At 60.5% G+C, this 16,993-nt stretch carries 13 protein-coding genes and 2 pseudogenes; 10 read left to right on the top strand and 5 right to left on the bottom strand.

Annotation, left to right across the window (positions count from 1 at the left end; genetic code table 11):
- Positions 1–135 precede the first annotated feature (135 nt).
- The 4 genes and pseudogenes from ACODR6_RS29580 to ACODR6_RS29595 all read left to right on the top strand — a co-directional run bounded on the left by ACODR6_RS29580 (position 136) and on the right by ACODR6_RS29595 (position 3,576).
- Positions 136–591 carry a transposase gene (locus ACODR6_RS29580; protein WP_489026019.1) on the top strand — a complete coding sequence of 152 codons (456 nt, stop codon included), beginning with the start codon at positions 136–138 and terminating at the stop codon, positions 589–591.
- The gene (gene tnpB / locus ACODR6_RS29585) at positions 521–874 is read left to right on the top strand and encodes an IS66 family insertion sequence element accessory protein TnpB (RefSeq protein WP_146200694.1); all 354 of its coding nucleotides are present in this window, start codon (positions 521–523) and stop codon (positions 872–874) included. Before ACODR6_RS29580 ends, tnpB begins: the two co-directional genes overlap by 71 nt.
- Before the next feature lie 69 nt (positions 875–943).
- A pseudogene (tnpC, locus tag ACODR6_RS29590) lies at positions 944–2,526 on the top strand (IS66 family transposase).
- Between the two features lie 18 nt (positions 2,527–2,544).
- Positions 2,545–3,576, top strand: coding sequence for an arsenic resistance protein (locus tag ACODR6_RS29595; protein WP_489026021.1), 1,032 nt, complete (start codon positions 2,545–2,547; stop codon positions 3,574–3,576).
- Positions 3,577–4,207: 631 nt separating this feature from the next.
- On the opposite strand, the gene ACODR6_RS29600 is transcribed toward ACODR6_RS29595, so the two are convergent.
- Positions 4,208–4,825 (bottom strand): TetR/AcrR family transcriptional regulator, encoded by a 618-nt coding sequence (locus tag ACODR6_RS29600; protein WP_109853984.1) that lies wholly within the window; start codon positions 4,823–4,825, stop codon positions 4,208–4,210.
- 2 nt (positions 4,826–4,827) lie between these two features.
- Positions 4,828–5,292, bottom strand: a complete 465-nt coding sequence (locus tag ACODR6_RS29605; RefSeq protein WP_109853985.1) for a nuclear transport factor 2 family protein — start codon at positions 5,290–5,292, stop codon at positions 4,828–4,830.
- 320 nt (positions 5,293–5,612) lie between these two features.
- On the opposite strand from ACODR6_RS29605, the pseudogene ACODR6_RS29610 reads away from it, so the two are divergent.
- Positions 5,613–5,756 (top strand): annotated as a pseudogene (locus tag ACODR6_RS29610) (transposase); the annotation flags it as partial.
- Positions 5,757–5,826: 70 nt separating this feature from the next.
- Here ACODR6_RS29610 and ACODR6_RS29615 read toward each other — a convergent pair.
- The 3 genes from ACODR6_RS29615 to ACODR6_RS29625 all read right to left on the bottom strand — a co-directional run bounded on the left by ACODR6_RS29615 (position 5,827) and on the right by ACODR6_RS29625 (position 10,154).
- A protein-coding gene (locus ACODR6_RS29615) for an IS630 family transposase (protein WP_109853986.1) occupies positions 5,827–6,908 on the bottom strand; the annotation gives its coding sequence in 2 pieces (ribosomal slippage) (positions 5,827–6,369 and positions 6,372–6,908; 1,080 coding nt in all).
- Positions 6,909–7,317: 409 nt separating this feature from the next.
- On the bottom strand, positions 7,318–9,417 hold the full coding sequence (locus ACODR6_RS29620; RefSeq protein ID WP_109853987.1) for a sensor histidine kinase: 2,100 nt from the start codon (positions 9,415–9,417) through the stop codon (positions 7,318–7,320).
- Positions 9,414–10,154, bottom strand: coding sequence for a response regulator transcription factor (locus tag ACODR6_RS29625; protein WP_109853988.1), 741 nt, complete (start codon positions 10,152–10,154; stop codon positions 9,414–9,416). The genes ACODR6_RS29620 and ACODR6_RS29625 overlap by 4 nt, the downstream gene beginning before the upstream one ends.
- A 208-nt stretch (positions 10,155–10,362) precedes the next feature.
- Here ACODR6_RS29625 and ACODR6_RS29630 point away from each other — a divergent pair, with 208 nt between their 5' ends.
- From ACODR6_RS29630 to ACODR6_RS29650, 5 genes are all read left to right on the top strand, one after another.
- Positions 10,363–11,388 carry an ABC transporter substrate-binding protein gene (locus ACODR6_RS29630; RefSeq protein ID WP_109853989.1) on the top strand — a complete coding sequence of 342 codons (1,026 nt, stop codon included), beginning with the start codon at positions 10,363–10,365 and terminating at the stop codon, positions 11,386–11,388.
- 111 nt (positions 11,389–11,499) lie between these two features.
- Positions 11,500–12,525, top strand: a complete 1,026-nt coding sequence (locus ACODR6_RS29635; protein ID WP_109853990.1) for an ABC transporter substrate-binding protein — start codon at positions 11,500–11,502, stop codon at positions 12,523–12,525.
- Positions 12,526–12,610: 85 nt separating this feature from the next.
- A complete protein-coding gene (locus ACODR6_RS29640; protein ID WP_109853991.1) occupies positions 12,611–14,842 on the top strand; it encodes an ABC transporter permease in 2,232 nt (743 codons plus the stop codon).
- Positions 14,839–15,900, top strand: a complete 1,062-nt coding sequence (locus ACODR6_RS29645) for an ABC transporter ATP-binding protein (RefSeq protein ID WP_109853992.1) — start codon at positions 14,839–14,841, stop codon at positions 15,898–15,900. The genes ACODR6_RS29640 and ACODR6_RS29645 overlap by 4 nt, the downstream gene beginning before the upstream one ends.
- Before the next feature lie 45 nt (positions 15,901–15,945).
- Positions 15,946–16,755 (top strand): inositol monophosphatase family protein, encoded by an 810-nt coding sequence (locus tag ACODR6_RS29650; protein WP_109854066.1) that lies wholly within the window; start codon positions 15,946–15,948, stop codon positions 16,753–16,755.
- The last annotated feature ends 238 nt before the right edge of the window (positions 16,756–16,993 follow it).

Genomic DNA, 16,993 nt, shown 5'->3' on the forward strand with positions numbered 1-16,993 from the left:
AGGGCAGGCACTAACCTTCAATGTGGCAATTGCTCAAGAAACAGATGTATCGTAAACGGTGTTCTGCCCCCACATTGTCTGCCGCGCCCTGATCTGTGATCAAGTTTCCATGGATGAGAGACAAGGAGTTTCTCCATGGAGTCTACGTTGGAGGTTCTCACAACGCGGCGGAGTAGGCGTGAGGCGCACCGCCATTGGCCTGACGAGGTGAAGGCACGCATCGTTTCGGAGAGCTTGCGACCAGGCGTGACGGTGAATGAAGTAGCGGGGCGCTACGGACTGAAGGCCAACCACCTGTCGTTCTGGCGCACGCTGGCGCGGCAAGGCAAGTTGGTGTTGCCAGAGCCGGAAGACGCGGTGGAGTTTGCGGCCATCGTTGTCGATACTCCAGCGCCGGAGCTAAAGACCGTCAAGGTCGCTTCCCGCGCCGAGATTGTCGTGGGTCCAGTTACGTCCGTCTTGAGGAAGGTGCTTCTGTGGCCCGCATCGCGGCTATCGCTCGCGCCCTGGCGGCTGCGACATGATCTTTCCGTCAAACCGCGTCAGGATCATGGTGGCCACCAAACCCGTGGATTTCCGCAAGGGTCATGACGGCTTAGCCGCACTGGTGAAGAACGAGTTGCACAAGGACCCGTTCACTGGAACTGTCTTCGTGTTCCGATCACGCAAGGCGGACCGGTTGAAGCTGATCTACTGGGATGGCTCCGGGATCGTCATGGCCTACAAGCGGCTGGAGGAGCACAGCTTCACCTGGCCCGGCATCAAGGATGGCATGATGACGCTGACCCACGCCCAGTTCGAAGCCCTGTTTGCGGGCCTCGACTGGCGGCGGGTTCATGCCATCCAGACGAGAACCCCGGAGACCATCGAATAGCTGCGGCACGATGACTCAGCACGGCAAATTCCGAAGGCAAAATCGCTTTCGATTTGGTAGCTTCCGGCCATGCTTGATGCCGCAGACCTTCCCGATGATGTTGCCGCCCTGAAGGCGATGCTGATCGCGGCACAGGCACGCGAGGCGGCCAAGGACGTCGCGATAGCGAGCAAAGACGAGCATATCGCCCGCAAGGATGAGCGGATCGAAAGGCTTGAGAAGCTGGTCGCGGCATTCAAACAGGCAGCCTTCGGACGCAAATCCGAGAAGACCGATCCTGACCAATTCGACCTGGCGCTGGAAGACCTGGAGACGGCCATGGCCGTGATCCAGGCCGAGGATGAGGCGGACAGTCCTTCAGGAAACAGGATTGCCAAGCCACGCGCGATCAATCGCGGCTCTCTTCCAAAGCATCTCCCGCGTATTGAGGAGGTGATCGAACCGGAAAGTCTGACGTGCGGCTGTGGCGGTTGCCTGCATTGCATTGGCGAGGATGTCTCCGAGCGGCTGGACGTGATCCCGGCACAGTTCCACGTGATCGTCACCCGCCGCCCTAAGTATGCCTGCCGTGCCTGCACTGACGGTGTCGTTCAAGCCGCAGCTCCGGCTCGCCTGATCCAGGCTGGGCTCCCGACGGAAGCGACCGTCGCCGATGTTCTCGTCTCCAAGTATGCCGATCACCTTCCGCTCTATCGGCAGGCGCAGATCATGAGCCGCCAGGGCATCGATGTCGACCGATCAACGCTGGCCGATTGGGCCGGTCGGGCAGCCTGTGAGCTGCGGCCCGTCTTCGATGCACTGATCGCCGACCTGAAGCGCTCGACCAAGCTGTTCATGGACGAGACCCGTGCCCCAGTTCTCGATCCCGGCTCCCGGAAGACCAAGACCGGATACTTCTGGGCGCTTGCGAGAGATGATCGTCCTTGGGGTGGCGGCGCTCCGCCGGGCGTGGCCTTTACCTACGCTCCTGGTCGCGGTGGCATTCATGCCGAACGATATTGCAGGGGTTCTCGGGCATTCTGCAGGTCGATGGATATGCCGGATACAACAGGCTGATCGCGCCTGACCGTGTCGGCCAAGGCATTGAGCTCGCCTATTGTTGGGCTCACGCTCGGCGTAAGCTGATGGAGATCACCCGCTACGGCTCAGCACCGATTGCCGAGGATGGCCTCAAGCGGATCGGCCAACTGTATCGCATCGAGGCCGAACTGCGCGGCCTTGATCCTGAAGCTCGCCTTGCAGGTCGGCAGGAACGATCAGCGCCACTCGTCGCTGGCCTGCATGACTGGCTTGTCCATCACCGCGCACGCGTTGCAACGAAGTCTCCACTCGGCGAAGCCTTGGCCTACATCGCCAAATACTGGGATGGTCTGAAGCTCTTCCTGACCGATGGGCGTATCGAGATCGACAACAACAGCGTCGAGCGGACCATCCGTCCGATAGCGCTCAATCGGAAGAACGCACTCTTTGCGGGCCACGATGCCGGAGCCGAGAACTGGGCGACTATCGCCTCGCTTATTGAGACCTGCAAGCCCAACAGCGTCGATCCGCAGGCCTATCTGACCAACACTCTCACCGCCATCATCAACGGCCACAAGCAGGCTCAGGTGAGAGAACTGTTACCTTGGAATTTTTATCTACAGAAACACTGAAGTCAGTGCAGCTGGCCATTGTTCTCGGACCTGGCTACCTTCGCCTGGCGTAAAATGGAAAGCGAAGGCGCTCAGTTGACTCTCCTCCGTGATACCCTCGAAAATCATCAGGTCCAGATTTACTTCGGGGCAGTCGTCCTCGGCGCTCTGGCGGCTCTCTCGATCTCCGGTACGACTGGACTTGAGATCGGCATCAATCCGACGCTGGCGTTTATGTTGTTTGTGACCTTCCTTCAGGTGCCGCTTGCCGAGCTGCGGGTGGCTTTAGCGCGCTTCCGCTTCCTTGGTGTTCTGCTGCTAACCAACTTTGTCATCATTCCTGTGTTGGTGGGAGTTCTCGTTCAGTTTCTTCCACCCGATCCGATGGTGCGGCTCGGCATATTGCTGGTCCTTCTCGCCCCATGTATCGACTATGTCGTTACATTCTCGCACCTTGGCCGCGCCGATGCCCGCCTCCTGTTGGCAGCAACACCCGCGCTCCTGATCGTCCAGATGCTACTTTTGCCCGTCTTTCTGAGTGTTTTCCTTGGTCCCGAGGCCGGGTCTCTCATCAAGGCCGGACCATTTGTCCATGCCTTCGTCTGGCTGATCGCAATCCCGCTTGTTCTCGCCATTCTCGTACAGTTTTGGGCGGGCCGAAGTGTGGCCGGGGCACGTGCGTCGTCGGTCCTTGGACTGCTCCCGGTTCCTGCGACAGCGGTTGTACTCTTCATCGTCGTGGCGGCCGTCGTGCCGCAAATCGGCTCCGCACTCGATGCCACAGTCCGGGTCGTGCCAATTTACGTGACATACGCGGTTGTTGCGCCCTTGGCGGGGTGGGGCATGAGCAAGCTGTTCAGACTTGATGCGCCAGCGGGTCGTGCCGTCGCGTTCAGCGCCGCTACGCGAAACTCTCTGGTCGTACTGCCGCTGGCGTTCGCTGTTCCCGGCGCTGTCCCGATCCTCCCGGCGATAATCGTCACGCAGACATTGATCGAACTTCTGAGTCAGTTGGCATACATTCGCATAGCACCGAAGATTGGCTCCGATACCGCTCCGTCGAGCATCTAGTTGGCCGTGGAGGTGGGACTGAAACGGCGCTTACTCTGTGATCGCCTTTCCATGGATGAACAACGGGAGTTTCTCAAAACCGGCTAGATCCGACGTGAGGTTCACCGACATTGGCTGGTGAGGTCAAGGGTAACCGGTGTTCTGCGCCCACATTGTCTTCAGTTCTCGATCTTTGCATCGAGGCGGATCGGCCTGCCTACCTTGGAACTGTGTAGCCGACTGCCCTATTGTGAACGCGTTGATGGAGTGGGCCCCTGATGGGCCCTCATAGAACCAGTCGCATCGGGCACTCGCGGAACTTTGTTGCGTAGGGGTCCAGTCGATGAAGACACCGGGCAAATGGGGCAGTTAGCGGGTCGTTTTAAGAACATTGCGGAAAGTCGCGGTTGATTTTTCTTTGGGAATTATTCTGTTTGCAACAATTCAATCGTAGGGGCTTTGGTAGCTCTGGTGTTGCACGTTGGTTTCGTCATTGAGAATGAACTGGCACTGGGCCCTGTTGACAAAGTTTTGCCCCTTCTCCGTCCGGACGCTTTGCCGAAACTCCTGCCGCTGGCCCTTGACCGCCTGTGGAGTGGCAAGATTGCCCAAAATCCTGCCGCCCCGCGTTGTGTTGATATCTCCGCTAATCTTAGACAAGCCGAACTTCATTTTGCGGTGAAACGTCGGTTGTGCCCTCAAGGTTAGAGGTATCGATTACCAATCGTCCCCGGAGCTGATCGATAGCCCGCTGGAAAACCGCCGCATCGTCCAATGCCCGTGAAAGAACAATCGCTCCCTGGATCGCGAGGACCGCCTCTTCTGCGAGCATGCGCGATTGGCCAGCTTCGCGGCCTTGTCGAACAAGGGCTGACTGCAATGAGTCCACCCACCCGACGAAATAGCTTCGGATGGCTTGCGCAAAGAGGTCACGCGTGTTGGCCACTGCCAAGACGCCGACGAGGCAAACGCGTCTGCCAGATCTGAAATACTGGTCCGTCGAGGTGAGCATCGCATCGATGGCGCCACTGGCGTCGCTCTCGTTGCGCAAGGGGGAATAGACGGCATCCTCGAACCACTGGCCGATTTCGTCGAGAACAGCCCGTACCATCTCTTCCTTTCCGTTCGGGAAGAAGTGGTAGAGACTGCCCTTGCCGAGACCGGTCGCCTTGCCGATCAAGGCAAGGCTCGCGCCTTCATAGCCATGTTCGCGAAAAACTTCGGCCAACGGGGCTATGACGTCGGCTCTTTCAGCGACCATGCGAGCCATGATCAGAGACCCAGGTCGCTGAGACCGGCGTGATCATCCGGCCGACGGCCAAGAGGCCAACGAAACAAACGATCGCTTTCTGAAATCGGCATTTCATTGATGCTCGCGTGCCGGTGCGCCATCAGACCGTCCTCTGCGAATTCCCAGTTCTCGTTACCATAGGCGCGGTACCAGTGGCCGCCGTCGTCCCGATATTCATAGGCGTAGCGTACCGCGATGCGGTTATCGGTGAAAGCCCACAGCTCCTTTATCAGGCGGTATTCGTGCTCCTTGTTCCACTTGCGTGCCAGAAATGCCTGCGCCTCATCGCGATTGCTGGCGAACTCGACGCGGTTCCGCCATCGGGTGTCCAGCGTATAGGCCAGCGCAACTTTCGCCGCATCTCTGGTGTTCCAGCCGTCTTCGGCCAACCGGACCTTTTCGATGGCGCTTTCGCGGGTGAAGGGGGGGAGTGGTGGACGCGACATCTTCAGTTCCTTGTTGAATTGATTAAATTGTACCGATCGGTAATTTATTTACCTATCGGTACAGTTTCGCATGAGCCTTTGGTTGTCAAGCGGCATTTCCGTCTGGCTGTTTGAGATCGATTGGGAGCGGCGCGTGGTAGTCTGGCTGGCGGCCGCTACCAACCAGAGCGCGCGTTCTCACTCGGGTGTGATCACGAGGGAGGCCGTACGCAACAGGGTATTTTCTTGAAGACGGAGTAAATCCGGTCCAAGTCCTATTACCAAAGCTGATTCCCAAATCAGCGGAAGCGCGCTTCAAAACTACCTGTTAGGAGGCGGTTTTGGCTCGCGGCGACCTGACAGATACGGGATGGCGGATCATTGAGGGGCTCTTGCCCACCGAACGCGGCAGGAAGTCCCGGCCCACGCACGATAATCGGCAGTATCTAAATGGCATGTTGCATGTTCTTCGGGTCGGCTACCCCAACCTGTCGTGCAGCGGAGAACAGGCGTTGCTTTTTTTCCAAGTTGCGCAATAATACCAGCGCTCAATGATTAGAACTCATGTGCCCATTTGCGGTGTCCGATGGACATGATGCGCCAGGGCTGGCTTTCGAGTTTTTTCCAGGCATCGCAGCAGTGGTCGACGATATCGTCGTAGGACTTGAAGACCCGGTTTGAGAGCCAGTTCTGGCGCATGAACTGCCAGAGGTTTTCGACCGGGTTCAGCTCCGGGGATTTCGGCGGCAGCGGCAGAATGGTGATGTTGCCGGGGACGATGAGATTGTTCGACATGTACCAGCCCGCCTGATCCATGATGAGGATGGCGTGCGCGTCGTCAGCGACATGGCGCGAGATTTCGACCAGGTGCTGCGTCATCGCGTAGGTGTCGCACCATGGCATGACCAGTGCAGCCGCCTTTCCGAGCTTCGGGCAGATTGCGCCGAAGATGTAGGCCGACCTCGTGCGTTGATCGTGGGGCGCTGAAGGTCGTGTTCCCCGCCTTGCCCAGCGGCGCGTGATCTTGTTCTTCTGGCCGATCCGAGCCTCGTCCTGGAACCAAATCTCTACTCGTTTCCCTCGGGCTGCTCCGGCGGCGATTTCTGCCACTGCGGCGGGGAAGCTTTTTTAAAATCCTCGATGGCTTGAAGCTCTTGTGCATGATGCTTCGGCCGGGCCGTGAGCTTGCGATAGCCCATCGCATGCAGTTCGCGCCCAAGCGTCTGGCGGCTCACCGAGATACGGTGCTCCTGCCAAAGCCATTGCACCAGATCGACGAGTCTCCAGCGCACCACTCCGTCGAGATAGGGAACGGGACCTTTCTCGACCGCCTCGATGAGCGCTTTGCGCTGCTTGTCGTTCAGCAAAGGCTCACGGCCCTTCGCCTTTCCGGTCTTCAGGCCGTCTGGGCCATGCTGATTGAAACGCTCGACCCAATCGCGGATGATCTGCAAACCGACCCCGCCCATAGAGGCGGCCTGGCTCCGAGACCCGCCTTCGTAGATCACCGACAAAGCGAGCAATCGACGTGACCAGTCCGCGTCCCGGCTCTTTCTGGCAAGCTGACGCAGGTCATCAGCCGTGTAGTCCTGACGGATATTGAGTGCCGTTCCCATGGCGAAATCTCCTTCCGCCATGTTGAATCATGATTTGTCCCAAAACGGAATCCCGTGAGTCAATTTCAGTGGGCCTTGGTATAAGGGGCGTTTGGGTTCGGCGGGTGTTGGGGGCGCTGACCGGTTGTGGCGCGCGGCCTCAGCGTCTTTACCACAATCCCTTCCTCGTGTCTTGACCTTGAGCGGAATCGAACCTGAAGCCCGTTCGCACGAACCAGCTAAGCCTTTGAGCAGGAATAGAGCGGTAAGTTAAAATGGTCATATAGGCGGAAAAGAGAAGATTTCGGACACTGCCACCAAGTACTAACCCGTTCGCGACAGACCCTTTCACCCGACGCTACCCCCGCTGGAGTTGGCATAGACTAAGGCTGATCGTATGTGCGGAGGCGGCCATAGAGCTGGCGGAGCACTTCGTCTTAGGCAAGGTGCTTCATCGGCTCAACGGGAAACGCAACTCAACGATCGTGCCCGTCCCTCGCTTGGATTCGATATGCGCTTCGCCGCCGCTTTGGCGCATGAAGCCATAAACGACGGCAAGGCCCAAGCCGGCGCCGCCAGCTTCTGCTCTCGTTGTAAAATAGGGCTCGAACGCCTTGTCGACAGCCTCCGGTTCCATGCCGATGCCCTCATCTGCGACACTGATGAGGAGATGGTTCTGGTCGCGCTTGGCGGCGACGCGGATGATACCCCCCTCCGGCATGGAGGCTGCCGAGTTGAGGCAAAGATTGAGGACGGACTGCTCGAACATGGCGGCATCAAGTTCGACGGTCGGCAAGGCCTCCTCGATTTCGAGGACGACGGGGCAGGCAGACCCTACGGCGATCTCGAGCACGTCAGCCATGCCGCGCAGCAAGGCGGCGACGTCGGTCTCACTGGGCCTGATGGGCTGCTGGCTGCCGACCGAAAGCATGCTGCTGGCCAGGGCATTGCCGCGATCGGCTGCCTTGCGGATCCGCTTGATGTGCCGCTGCTGACGTTCGTTGAATATGGCCTCACGCTCTAGAAGGCCGAGGCTACCGGTGATGATGCCGATCATGTTGCCAACTTCATGGCTGATCTGATGGGTCATGCGCATGATGCCGTCCAGACGTTGCGATTTGACCGCCTCCGCCTCCTGCCGGTCCAGCAAGGTCACATCGCGCGCCAGAAGAACGATACCGCCATCGGGCTGACGCGAGACCGCAAGCTCGATAACCTGCTGCTCGTCATTGCGCTGGCGCACGACCATGCGTTCGGCCAGCGTTCCGGGATCGTCCTGCGAAGGCAGCAGTAGCGGATCAATTTCAGGGATGGTTTCGACAAAGCGCCGGAGCGGATATTTGCGTGACGAGCCCGTGCGCCCCACAAGTTCGATGATCCGCCTGTTCATGGTGATCGGTCGGCCGGTCCTGTCGAAGAGCGCGATGCCCTCGTTCATGGTTCGGAAAGTCGATCGGATGGTGCGGGCCGCCGCTTCCGCTGTTCGCCGCAGCCGCGAAACGCGGTCTACGCTTTCCCGGAAGGCCCGGAAGGCGTCGGACAGCTGCACCAGCTCGGTTTCCGATCCGGCATAGGCGGGGAGTGCAACATTCGGCTCACCCTTCGCCAGACTGTTCATGCCGTGAGACAGCGCGACGATCCCGCGCGAAACGCGCATGACGGAGCGGATCGACACGGTGGCCATGACCAGCACGACGACGGAGGCCATGGCGATCATGACGAGAAGCCGGCTCAAGGCGTTGGAAGCCGAGGTCAGCCCCTCGTTAAGTCCCTGCGCGACGGCATAGGTCTGCGTTTCGGTGGCATGCGACAGGTCCCGCGAGACGGAATGCAGCCGGGCAACCGCGCCACGGATCGCAAACATCTCGACCAGATAGCTGGTCTGCGCACGGAAGACACGCTCATAGGGGTCCAGCGCGGGCGGCAGTGTCGGTTGACTGGTTGTTCCACCCCGCATCAGTGACGCCGTCTCCCCGACATAGCGGCGCTTCAATTCCCCCAGCTGGAACAGGCTGTCGGAGTTGGAGGCGGACTGCACGATGGCATTCAGCCGTCCCCGCAGAGCGACGTCGGTGACTTCCGACCGGGTGGCTATTTCTCCGAGCGCTGCGGCTGCCTCTGCCTTCAAGACCTGCGCGGCATCGGCGTTCGCCGCGAGATTGAGCGTCTGGGCCCGCACGCCCTCAAGAAGCTCAAGGATGTGGGTGCTGGAAAAGCCTTCTGTCAGTTTCGCGCCCTTGCCTGAACGGATGGCGGCCAGCAGGCCGTCGACCTGCGCGACCACCGCCCGGCTTTCACTCGAAACACGATAGGGCGATGTGGCGTTCATCAGGAAAGGCGCACTCGAAACGAGGTCGGAGACCTGGCGCGATACCAGCGATGCACGGGCGAGGCTTGCAAAGGCCTGCAGGCTGTAGTCGGCCATCTCGGTCCGCGCTTTCTGCAGGCCGAAGATTGCGACGCCGGAGAGAATGATCACCGATACGCAGATAAACGCGATGGCGAAGGGAAGCCGGAACGCGATGGACGAGAGAAATGGCCGGTTGATCACGGGGCAAGCTCTGCGTCGCTGGTGTGCAGGACGTAGCCCTTGCCGCGGCGTGTCTGAATGTGCTGCGGCAGGTCCGGATTGCGCTCGATCTTGCGGCGCAGGCGAAGGACCAGCACATCAACGTTGCGATCGATGAACCGCTGGCTTTCCGCCCCCAGGCGATCGAGAATATGGGCCCGGCTGACCGGAACATTCGGCGTTTCGGCGAGAACCTCAAGCAGCGCGAACTCGGCCGAGGTCAGGGTCTTGCTGCGATCGCTCAGACATACGGCGCGGCGCGCGTGAATGTCGACGGTCCAATCGCCGAGCCTGAGGGCCGCCTGGTCATGATCGCGCTCCGGCTCCCGCTCTGGCCGAAGCGTCGGGACGGTGCGTCGGAGCACGGCCTTGATCCGTGCGCTGAGCTCGATCGGCTCGAACGGCTTGACGACATAGTCGTCGGCGGCCGTCTCCAGCCCGAGGACACGATCGGTTGCGCTGCCGGCTGCCGTCACCATCACGATACCGATTTGCGTCTGCGCCCTGAGGCGCTGTGCAAAGGCGCGGCCGGACAGCCCCGGAAGATTATGGTCCACAAGCACAAGCTGGATCATCTCGCGGGCGAGCAGGTCGATTGCCGCTTCCGCGGAGGCGACGCTATGCGGTGTCCAGCCTTCCGCCTCCACCAGATCGGAAATGAGTTCCGCCATATCCGGATCGTCTTCGACGATCAGAATGTTAACCTTCTGATTTAACACAAACTCTTCCTCCCCTGGCGCAGTATATGTCGCCGGATGGAAATGTTCAAAGATTCCCTCATGAACGCGATTTTTAAAATTGTAATATTTGAAACATCCCGGCCGGAGCCCTGAAAGAACGGTAACCATTCTGGCCCTTGCCCTCTCCGTTCGATCTGCCATGTTTGTGACAGTCCGGAGCGGGGAGGCTTCGGCGGGAGGACTTTCGATGAAACCGATCTTGGCGATCGCATCCGGCCTGGTAGGGCTGGCGATGTCGACCAGCCCTGCGCCTGCAGCTGACACGCTGAAGGTGTTGTGTGGCGTCGATGAGGCCTGGTGCGCCACCATGAAGACGGCATTCGAAGCCCGAAGCGGCCTGTCCGTCGCTATCGAGCGCAAAAGCACGGGCGAAATTCTGGATCAGCTCCGCGCCGAGAAGGATCATCCAACGGTCGATGTCTGGTGGGGTGGCACCGGGGATACCCATCTCCAGGCTGCGTCCGAAAACCTCCTCGAACCTTACACGTCGCGAAACGAGGACGATGTTCTGCCCTGGGCGCAGAATTTCTTCACCATGTCGCATGGACAGTCGGCCGGGATTTATGCCGGGGCGCTCGGTTTCGCCTATAATTCGGTGCTTGTCGCCAAGGCGGGCCTGCCGGCCCCGAATTGCTGGAAGGACCTGACCAACGAGGCCTATCGGGGTCGAATTCTGGCGGGCAATCCGAACTCGTCGGGGACGGCGTTCACGACGCTCGCCACCCTCATCCAGCTCTTCGGCGAGGAAGAGGCCTTCGAGTACATGCGTGCGCTGAACCGCAATATTGCGGAATACACGAAGGCCGGCGCATCGCCGGTCAAGGCTGCCGGACGCGGCGAGATCGCCATCGGGATATCTTTCATGCACGATGCGGTGACCCAGAAGGAAGCCGGCGCGCCGCTGGTCATCGTGGCGCCTTGTGAGGGCACGGGCTATGAAATCGGCGCTGTCAGCATCGTGAAGGGGACAACCAGGCTTGAGGCCGCACGGCAGTTTGTCGACTTCGCCCTGAGCCCGGAAGGCCAGGCGACCGGTGCGGCGGCGGGACAAAACCAGGTACCATCGAACTCCCGGACGAAACTGCCCGACGGCGCGCCGGATATCTCGCTGATCAAGATGGTGGACTACGACTTCGCGACATTCGGTTCGCCCGAGGAGCGAGCGCGGCTTCTCTCCCGGTTCGAGACGGAGTTTCATCCGGCAACACAATAGACGACCCGACATCACGGCATGACATCGGCCCCGGCTCCACTTCGTTTGGCGCCGACCGGCGAAGCCTTGCCCTTCGACAGACATTCAGACGCAAGCAACAGGAGGAACACCATGCGACTGACACTTTTCTCGAGCCTGCTTTTTGCAGGAACTGCGCTCAGCGCTCTGCCCGCGCATGCCGCGGGCGAGCTGAACCTCATCTGTGCCGCAGACGTCGTGATCTGCGAGCAGATGACCGCCGACTTCCAGAAGTCTCATGACATCAAGGTCAACATGGTGCGCATGTCGTCCGGCGAAGCCTACGCCAAGATCCGCGCCGAGGCCCGCAATCCCAAGACCGATGTCTGGTGGGCAGGCACCGGTGACCCTCACCTTCAGGCCGCCTCGGAAAACCTGACCGCCGAATACAAGTCGCCCATGCTGAACGAATTGCAGGACTGGGCAAAGAAGCAGGCGGAAAGCGCCGGCTACAAGACCGTCGGCGTCTATGCCGGCGCACTGGGCTGGGGCTACAACACCGACATCTTCAAGACGAAGGGCTTCAAGGAGCCCAAGTGCTGGGCCGATCTCCTCGCCCCGGAACTGAAGGGCGAAATCCAGATCGCAAACCCGAATTCGTCGGGCACCGCCTATACCGCCCTCGCCTCCCTCGTGCAGATCATGGGCGAGGACAAGGCATTCGACTACCTGAAGAAACTGAACGCCAACGTCTCGCAATACACGAAGTCCGGTTCTGCCCCGGTCAAGGCTGCAGCCCGTGGCGAGACGGCGCTGGGCATCGTCTTCATGCATGACGCCGTAGCGCAGGCTGCGGAAGGTTTCCCGGTCAAGTCGGTCGCACCTTGCGAAGGTACCGGCTACGAGATCGGATCGATGTCGATCGTCAAGGGCGCCCAGAACATGGAGAACGCCAAGATCTGGTACGACTGGGCGCTGACCGCACCCGTGCAGTCGCGCATGAAGGATGCGAAATCCTTCCAGCTTCCCTCCAACAAGTCGGCGGAGATTCCGAAGGAAGCGCCGAAATTCGAGGACATCAAGCTGATCGACTACGACTTCAAGACCTATGGCGAGCCGGCGAAGCGCAAGGCTCTGCTGGAGCGCTGGGACAAGGAAATCGGCGCGGTGGCCAACTGACCGAACGCAACGCCGGCGGCGCGACAGACGCGCTGCCGGCTCCTTTGCCCGCAGGGCATTCCTGTTTTTCATCAAGAGGTTGGCCGTGAAACATGGCAATCGACGGCTGGACATCGTTCTGGCCCTGGGAGCCGCAGCGCTGGTTGCCCTCCCCTGGTATCGCATTGACGACGGTTTCTTCAGCTTCAGCTGGATTTCGTCATTTCTGGTCTCGCCCAAGAGCGCACCGGCAGTCCTTCAGATCGCTGCATTCGGAAGGCCATGGCTGCTCGTCGCGGTGCTTTTGCTCGTGCTGGCTGGCTGCGCCCGCTTCGTGCGCGACCCGATGCGCCGGGCCATGTTGCTTGTCGTCGCTGGAGCGGCGGGAATCCTGTTCATGACGGCCCAGGGTCTGGCGATTGGTCATTCGGGCTGGAACTGGTCCTTCACGGAGAGGCTGTTCGGCGCCATGGCGACGGGCCAGCCTTCGATGGGTGCGGGTGCAGTAACGCTGGCGCTGGTCTACGTGCTCGTCGCGTCCTTCGGTCTGGCCGAGCGGGGTTTCATGAAAGGCGATGCCTTCATTGTCTCCAGCATCAGCCTCCTGATCTTCCTTGTCACGGTTTTCGTCTTCTATCCCATCGGCAGCATGATGGTCGGCGCGTTCCAGGATTTCGACGGCTCTTTCAATCCTTCCGGCTTTATCCGCAATCTGCAGGATCCGGGCATCTGGAGCCTGTCCTGCGTGACGGGAGCCGGCCGTTGCGGCGTGGCATGGCGAACTCTCACGCTGGCGCTTGCCACCGCTGCGGGCTCAACCACGATCGGCCTTGCCTTCGCGCTGGTCGCAACCCGCACGCGCTTCCCCTTCAAGAAGGGCCTGCGCCTGCTCACCGTGCTCCCCATCATCACGCCGCCCTTCGTGATCGGTCTCGCGCTGACCCTGCTCTTCGGCCGCGCCGGCATCGTGACGAGTGCGGCATCGCATCTGTTCGGCGTAGAACCGGGCCGCTGGCTCTACGGCATGACCGGCATCTGGATTGCGCAGGTCCTCTCGTTTACCCCGATCTCGTTCCTCGTCCTTATCGGCGTGGTCGAAGGCGTCAGCCCATCGATGGAAGAGGCATCGCAGACTTTGCGGGCGGACCGCTGGCGCACCTTCTGGCGCGTTTCCCTGCCGCTGATGAAGCCTGGCCTTGCCAATGCCTTCCTCATCGGCTTCATCGAAAGCATGGCCGATTTCGGCAACCCGCTGGTGCTGGGCGGCAGCCATGGCGTGCTGTCGACGGAGATCTTCTTCGCCGTCGTCGGATCGCAGAATGACGCGTCGCGCGCTGCGGTGCTTGCCGTCATTCTCCTCTGCTTCACCCTGACCGCCTTCCTCGCCCAACGCTTCTGGCTTTCGGGAAAGAATTTCGCGACGGTGACCGGCAAGGGCGACAGCGGGGCCCATATCGCGCTGCCCCGCTCGCTCTCCATCGGCGTGCACGCCATCGTTATCCCGTGGATGATCTTCACCGTCGTCGTCTACGGCATGATCCTCGTCGGCGGTTTCGTGAAGACCTGGGGCCTCGACAATTCGCTGACGATCGAACACTACACGCGCGCCTTCTCGGTCACGATCCGCGATGGTTCGCTTGCCTGGACTGGCGTCGCGTGGAACTCCTTCTGGACGACGATGGAAATCGCCCTGATTTCCGCACCCCTGACGGCAGCGGTCGGCCTGCTGACCGCCTACATCATCGTTCGCCAGAAATTCGTCGGCCGCAACCTGTTCGAATTCGCGCTGATGATGAGCTTCGCGATTCCCGGCACCGTCATCGGCGTCAGCTACATCATGGCCTTCAACCTGCCGCCGCTGGAAATGACGGGCTCCGCGGTGATCCTGATCGCCTGCTTCGTCTTCCGGAACATGCCGGTGGGCGTTCGCGGCGGCATCGCCGCGATGACGCAGCTCGACAAGAGCCTCGACGAGGCCTCGCTGACGTTGCGGGCCGACAGCTTCAGGACCATCCGCAAGGTCGTCCTGCCCCTGCTTCGCCCGGCGATCACGGCGGCTCTGGTCTATTCCTTCGTGCGGGCCATCACATCCATCAGCGCGGTGATCTTCCTGGTCAGCGCCCAGTACAACATGGCGACATCCTACATCGTGGGCCTGGTGGAAAACGGCGAATACGGCGTCGCCATTGCTTACAGCTCCATGCTGATCGTCGTCATGATCGCCGTCATCGCGGGCTTCCAGTTCGTCGTCGGCGAACGGCGCCTGCGCCGCGAAAACCGCGTCGCCGGCGCTCAGCGCCCCGCTTCCAACACTCTGCGCGAGGAGAAAATCGCATGATCAAGGTCAAACCCGGTTCTGTTGTTTTCGAACACGTCCGCAAGAACTTCGGCGCGTTCACCGCCATTCCCGACCTGTCGCTTTCCATCGAGCCGGGAACGCTCGTCACCCTGCTTGGCCCCTCCGGCTGCGGCAAGACGACGACGCTGCGCATGCTGGCGGGGCTCGAGCATCCATCGGCCGGACGCATCCTGATCGGCAACCAGGATGTGACCATGCTGCCGGCCAATGAGCGGGACGTTTCGATGGTGTTCCAGTCCTACGCCCTGTTTCCGCACATGACCGCGCTCGATAACGTCGCATACGGTCTGCTCTCCTCGGGCCTGCGCAAGCGCGAGGCAATGGAGAAGGCTGAGGACGGTCTCGCCGTGGTCGGCCTCGCCGGCATGGGCCACCGTCTGCCGGCGGAACTCTCGGGCGGCCAGCAGCAGCGTGTGGCGGTCGCCCGCGCGCTTGTTCTGGAGCCGCAGGTCCTGCTGCTCGATGAGCCGCTTTCAAACCTCGACGCGAGATTGCGCCGCCGGGTCCGCACCGAGATCCGCGAATTGCAGCAGCGGCTCGGCTTCACCGCCGTTTACGTCACCCACGATCAGGACGAAGCGCTCGCCGTTTCCGACAAGATCATCGTGATGAAGGATGGGGAGATTGCCCAGATCGGCACGCCGAAGGAACTCTATGGCGCACCCGCGTCCTCCTTCATTGCCGACTTCATGGGAGAAGCCAATGTCATCGACTGCCAGATAGCGGGCGAGGAAGACGGAATGGCTTTGGTCAGGGTCGGAAATCTCGATCTTTGGGTCCCGCGCGGGACCGCAGGGCCGGACGCGCGTCGCCTCGCCGTTCGCCCCGGCGCGATCCGCATAGGCTCGGTCGGCAATCCGGGGCTTCCCGGCCGAATCCTGCATTCGTCCTATCTCGGGGCGCATATGGAATATGAAGTGGAAACAGCCGTTGGCACGTTGTTCATCACCGATCATGAGTCGGACGAACAGTTGCCGGTGGCAACCGAGGTCTCACTTGGTTTCAAGAGCAAGGGCATCGCCCTTGTCGGCGCGTGAAACACGAATTTGATTGAAGACGGCAAACAACAGGAAAATATGCAGATGACGGAAAGAGATGCAGCGATCGCAGCACGGTTCGAACTGGCGAAGTCGCTGGCTGAATCGGCAGGTGCCATGGCGCTCGACTATTTCAACCGCCGCGACACGCTGGTGATCGAAACAAAGCGCGATCTTCACGACGTGGTCTCGATCGCCGACCAGAATGTCGAGCGCTTCTTGCGCGACCGCGTGGAGGAGGCCTTCGGCGAGGATGGATTCCTCGGTGAGGAGCACGGCTATCACGAGGGGAATTCGGGCTTCACCTGGGTGGTGGACCCCATCGACGGCACGGCGCCCTTCGTCAACGGCATGCCGTCCTGGTGCGTCTCGATTGCGGTGATCTGCGACGATGCCCCGGTGATTGGCGTGATCTCCGCGCCGTGCCATCAGGAAATTTATGCCGCAGCGAAGGGCCAAGGCGCAACGCTGAATGGCGTTCGCCTGGCGCTCGATCCGAAGCGAAACCTGCAAAACGCACTCACGGGCATCGGCTCCAACTCCTACGTCACGCCGCAGCGGATAGGTGCCATCATCGCCGACGTGCTCTCGCGTGGCGGCAACTTCATCCGCAATGGCTCGGGGGCGCTCATGCTGGCCTATGTCGCCTCGGGACATCTCGTCGGGTATTATGAGCCGCGCATGCGGGCGTGGGATTGCATGGCAGGCTTCTGCCTGGTCACGGAGGCAGGCGGCGCGAGCCTCCCCTTCGCAGTGGACGGCGAAAATCTGTTCCAGGCCCAGCCGGTGCTTGCTAGCAACCGTTCGTGTTTTGACGAACTGGTGCAAATCCACCAGACGCACGATGCCGCATAGCCCTGAAATATTCCCCGGAGTGTTTGAACAATCCCATGAAGGCATGCGCTGGCTTCATGGGATTGGTTGTGAATTTTTAGCGGAATTCAAACGGAGACTGGCCGCAGGAGCTTCCTCACGCGCTACGCTTGAATCGGAATCGGCGACGTAGCTGATCCAATGTCGTTCTTATTACTCTTGAAAGTATCAGAACCAACGACGCCGCTATTACAAATTTCCTCAGTGAAAGATTTGTAGA

It is taken from the genome of Rhizobium sp. FG96 (assembly GCF_057808655.1).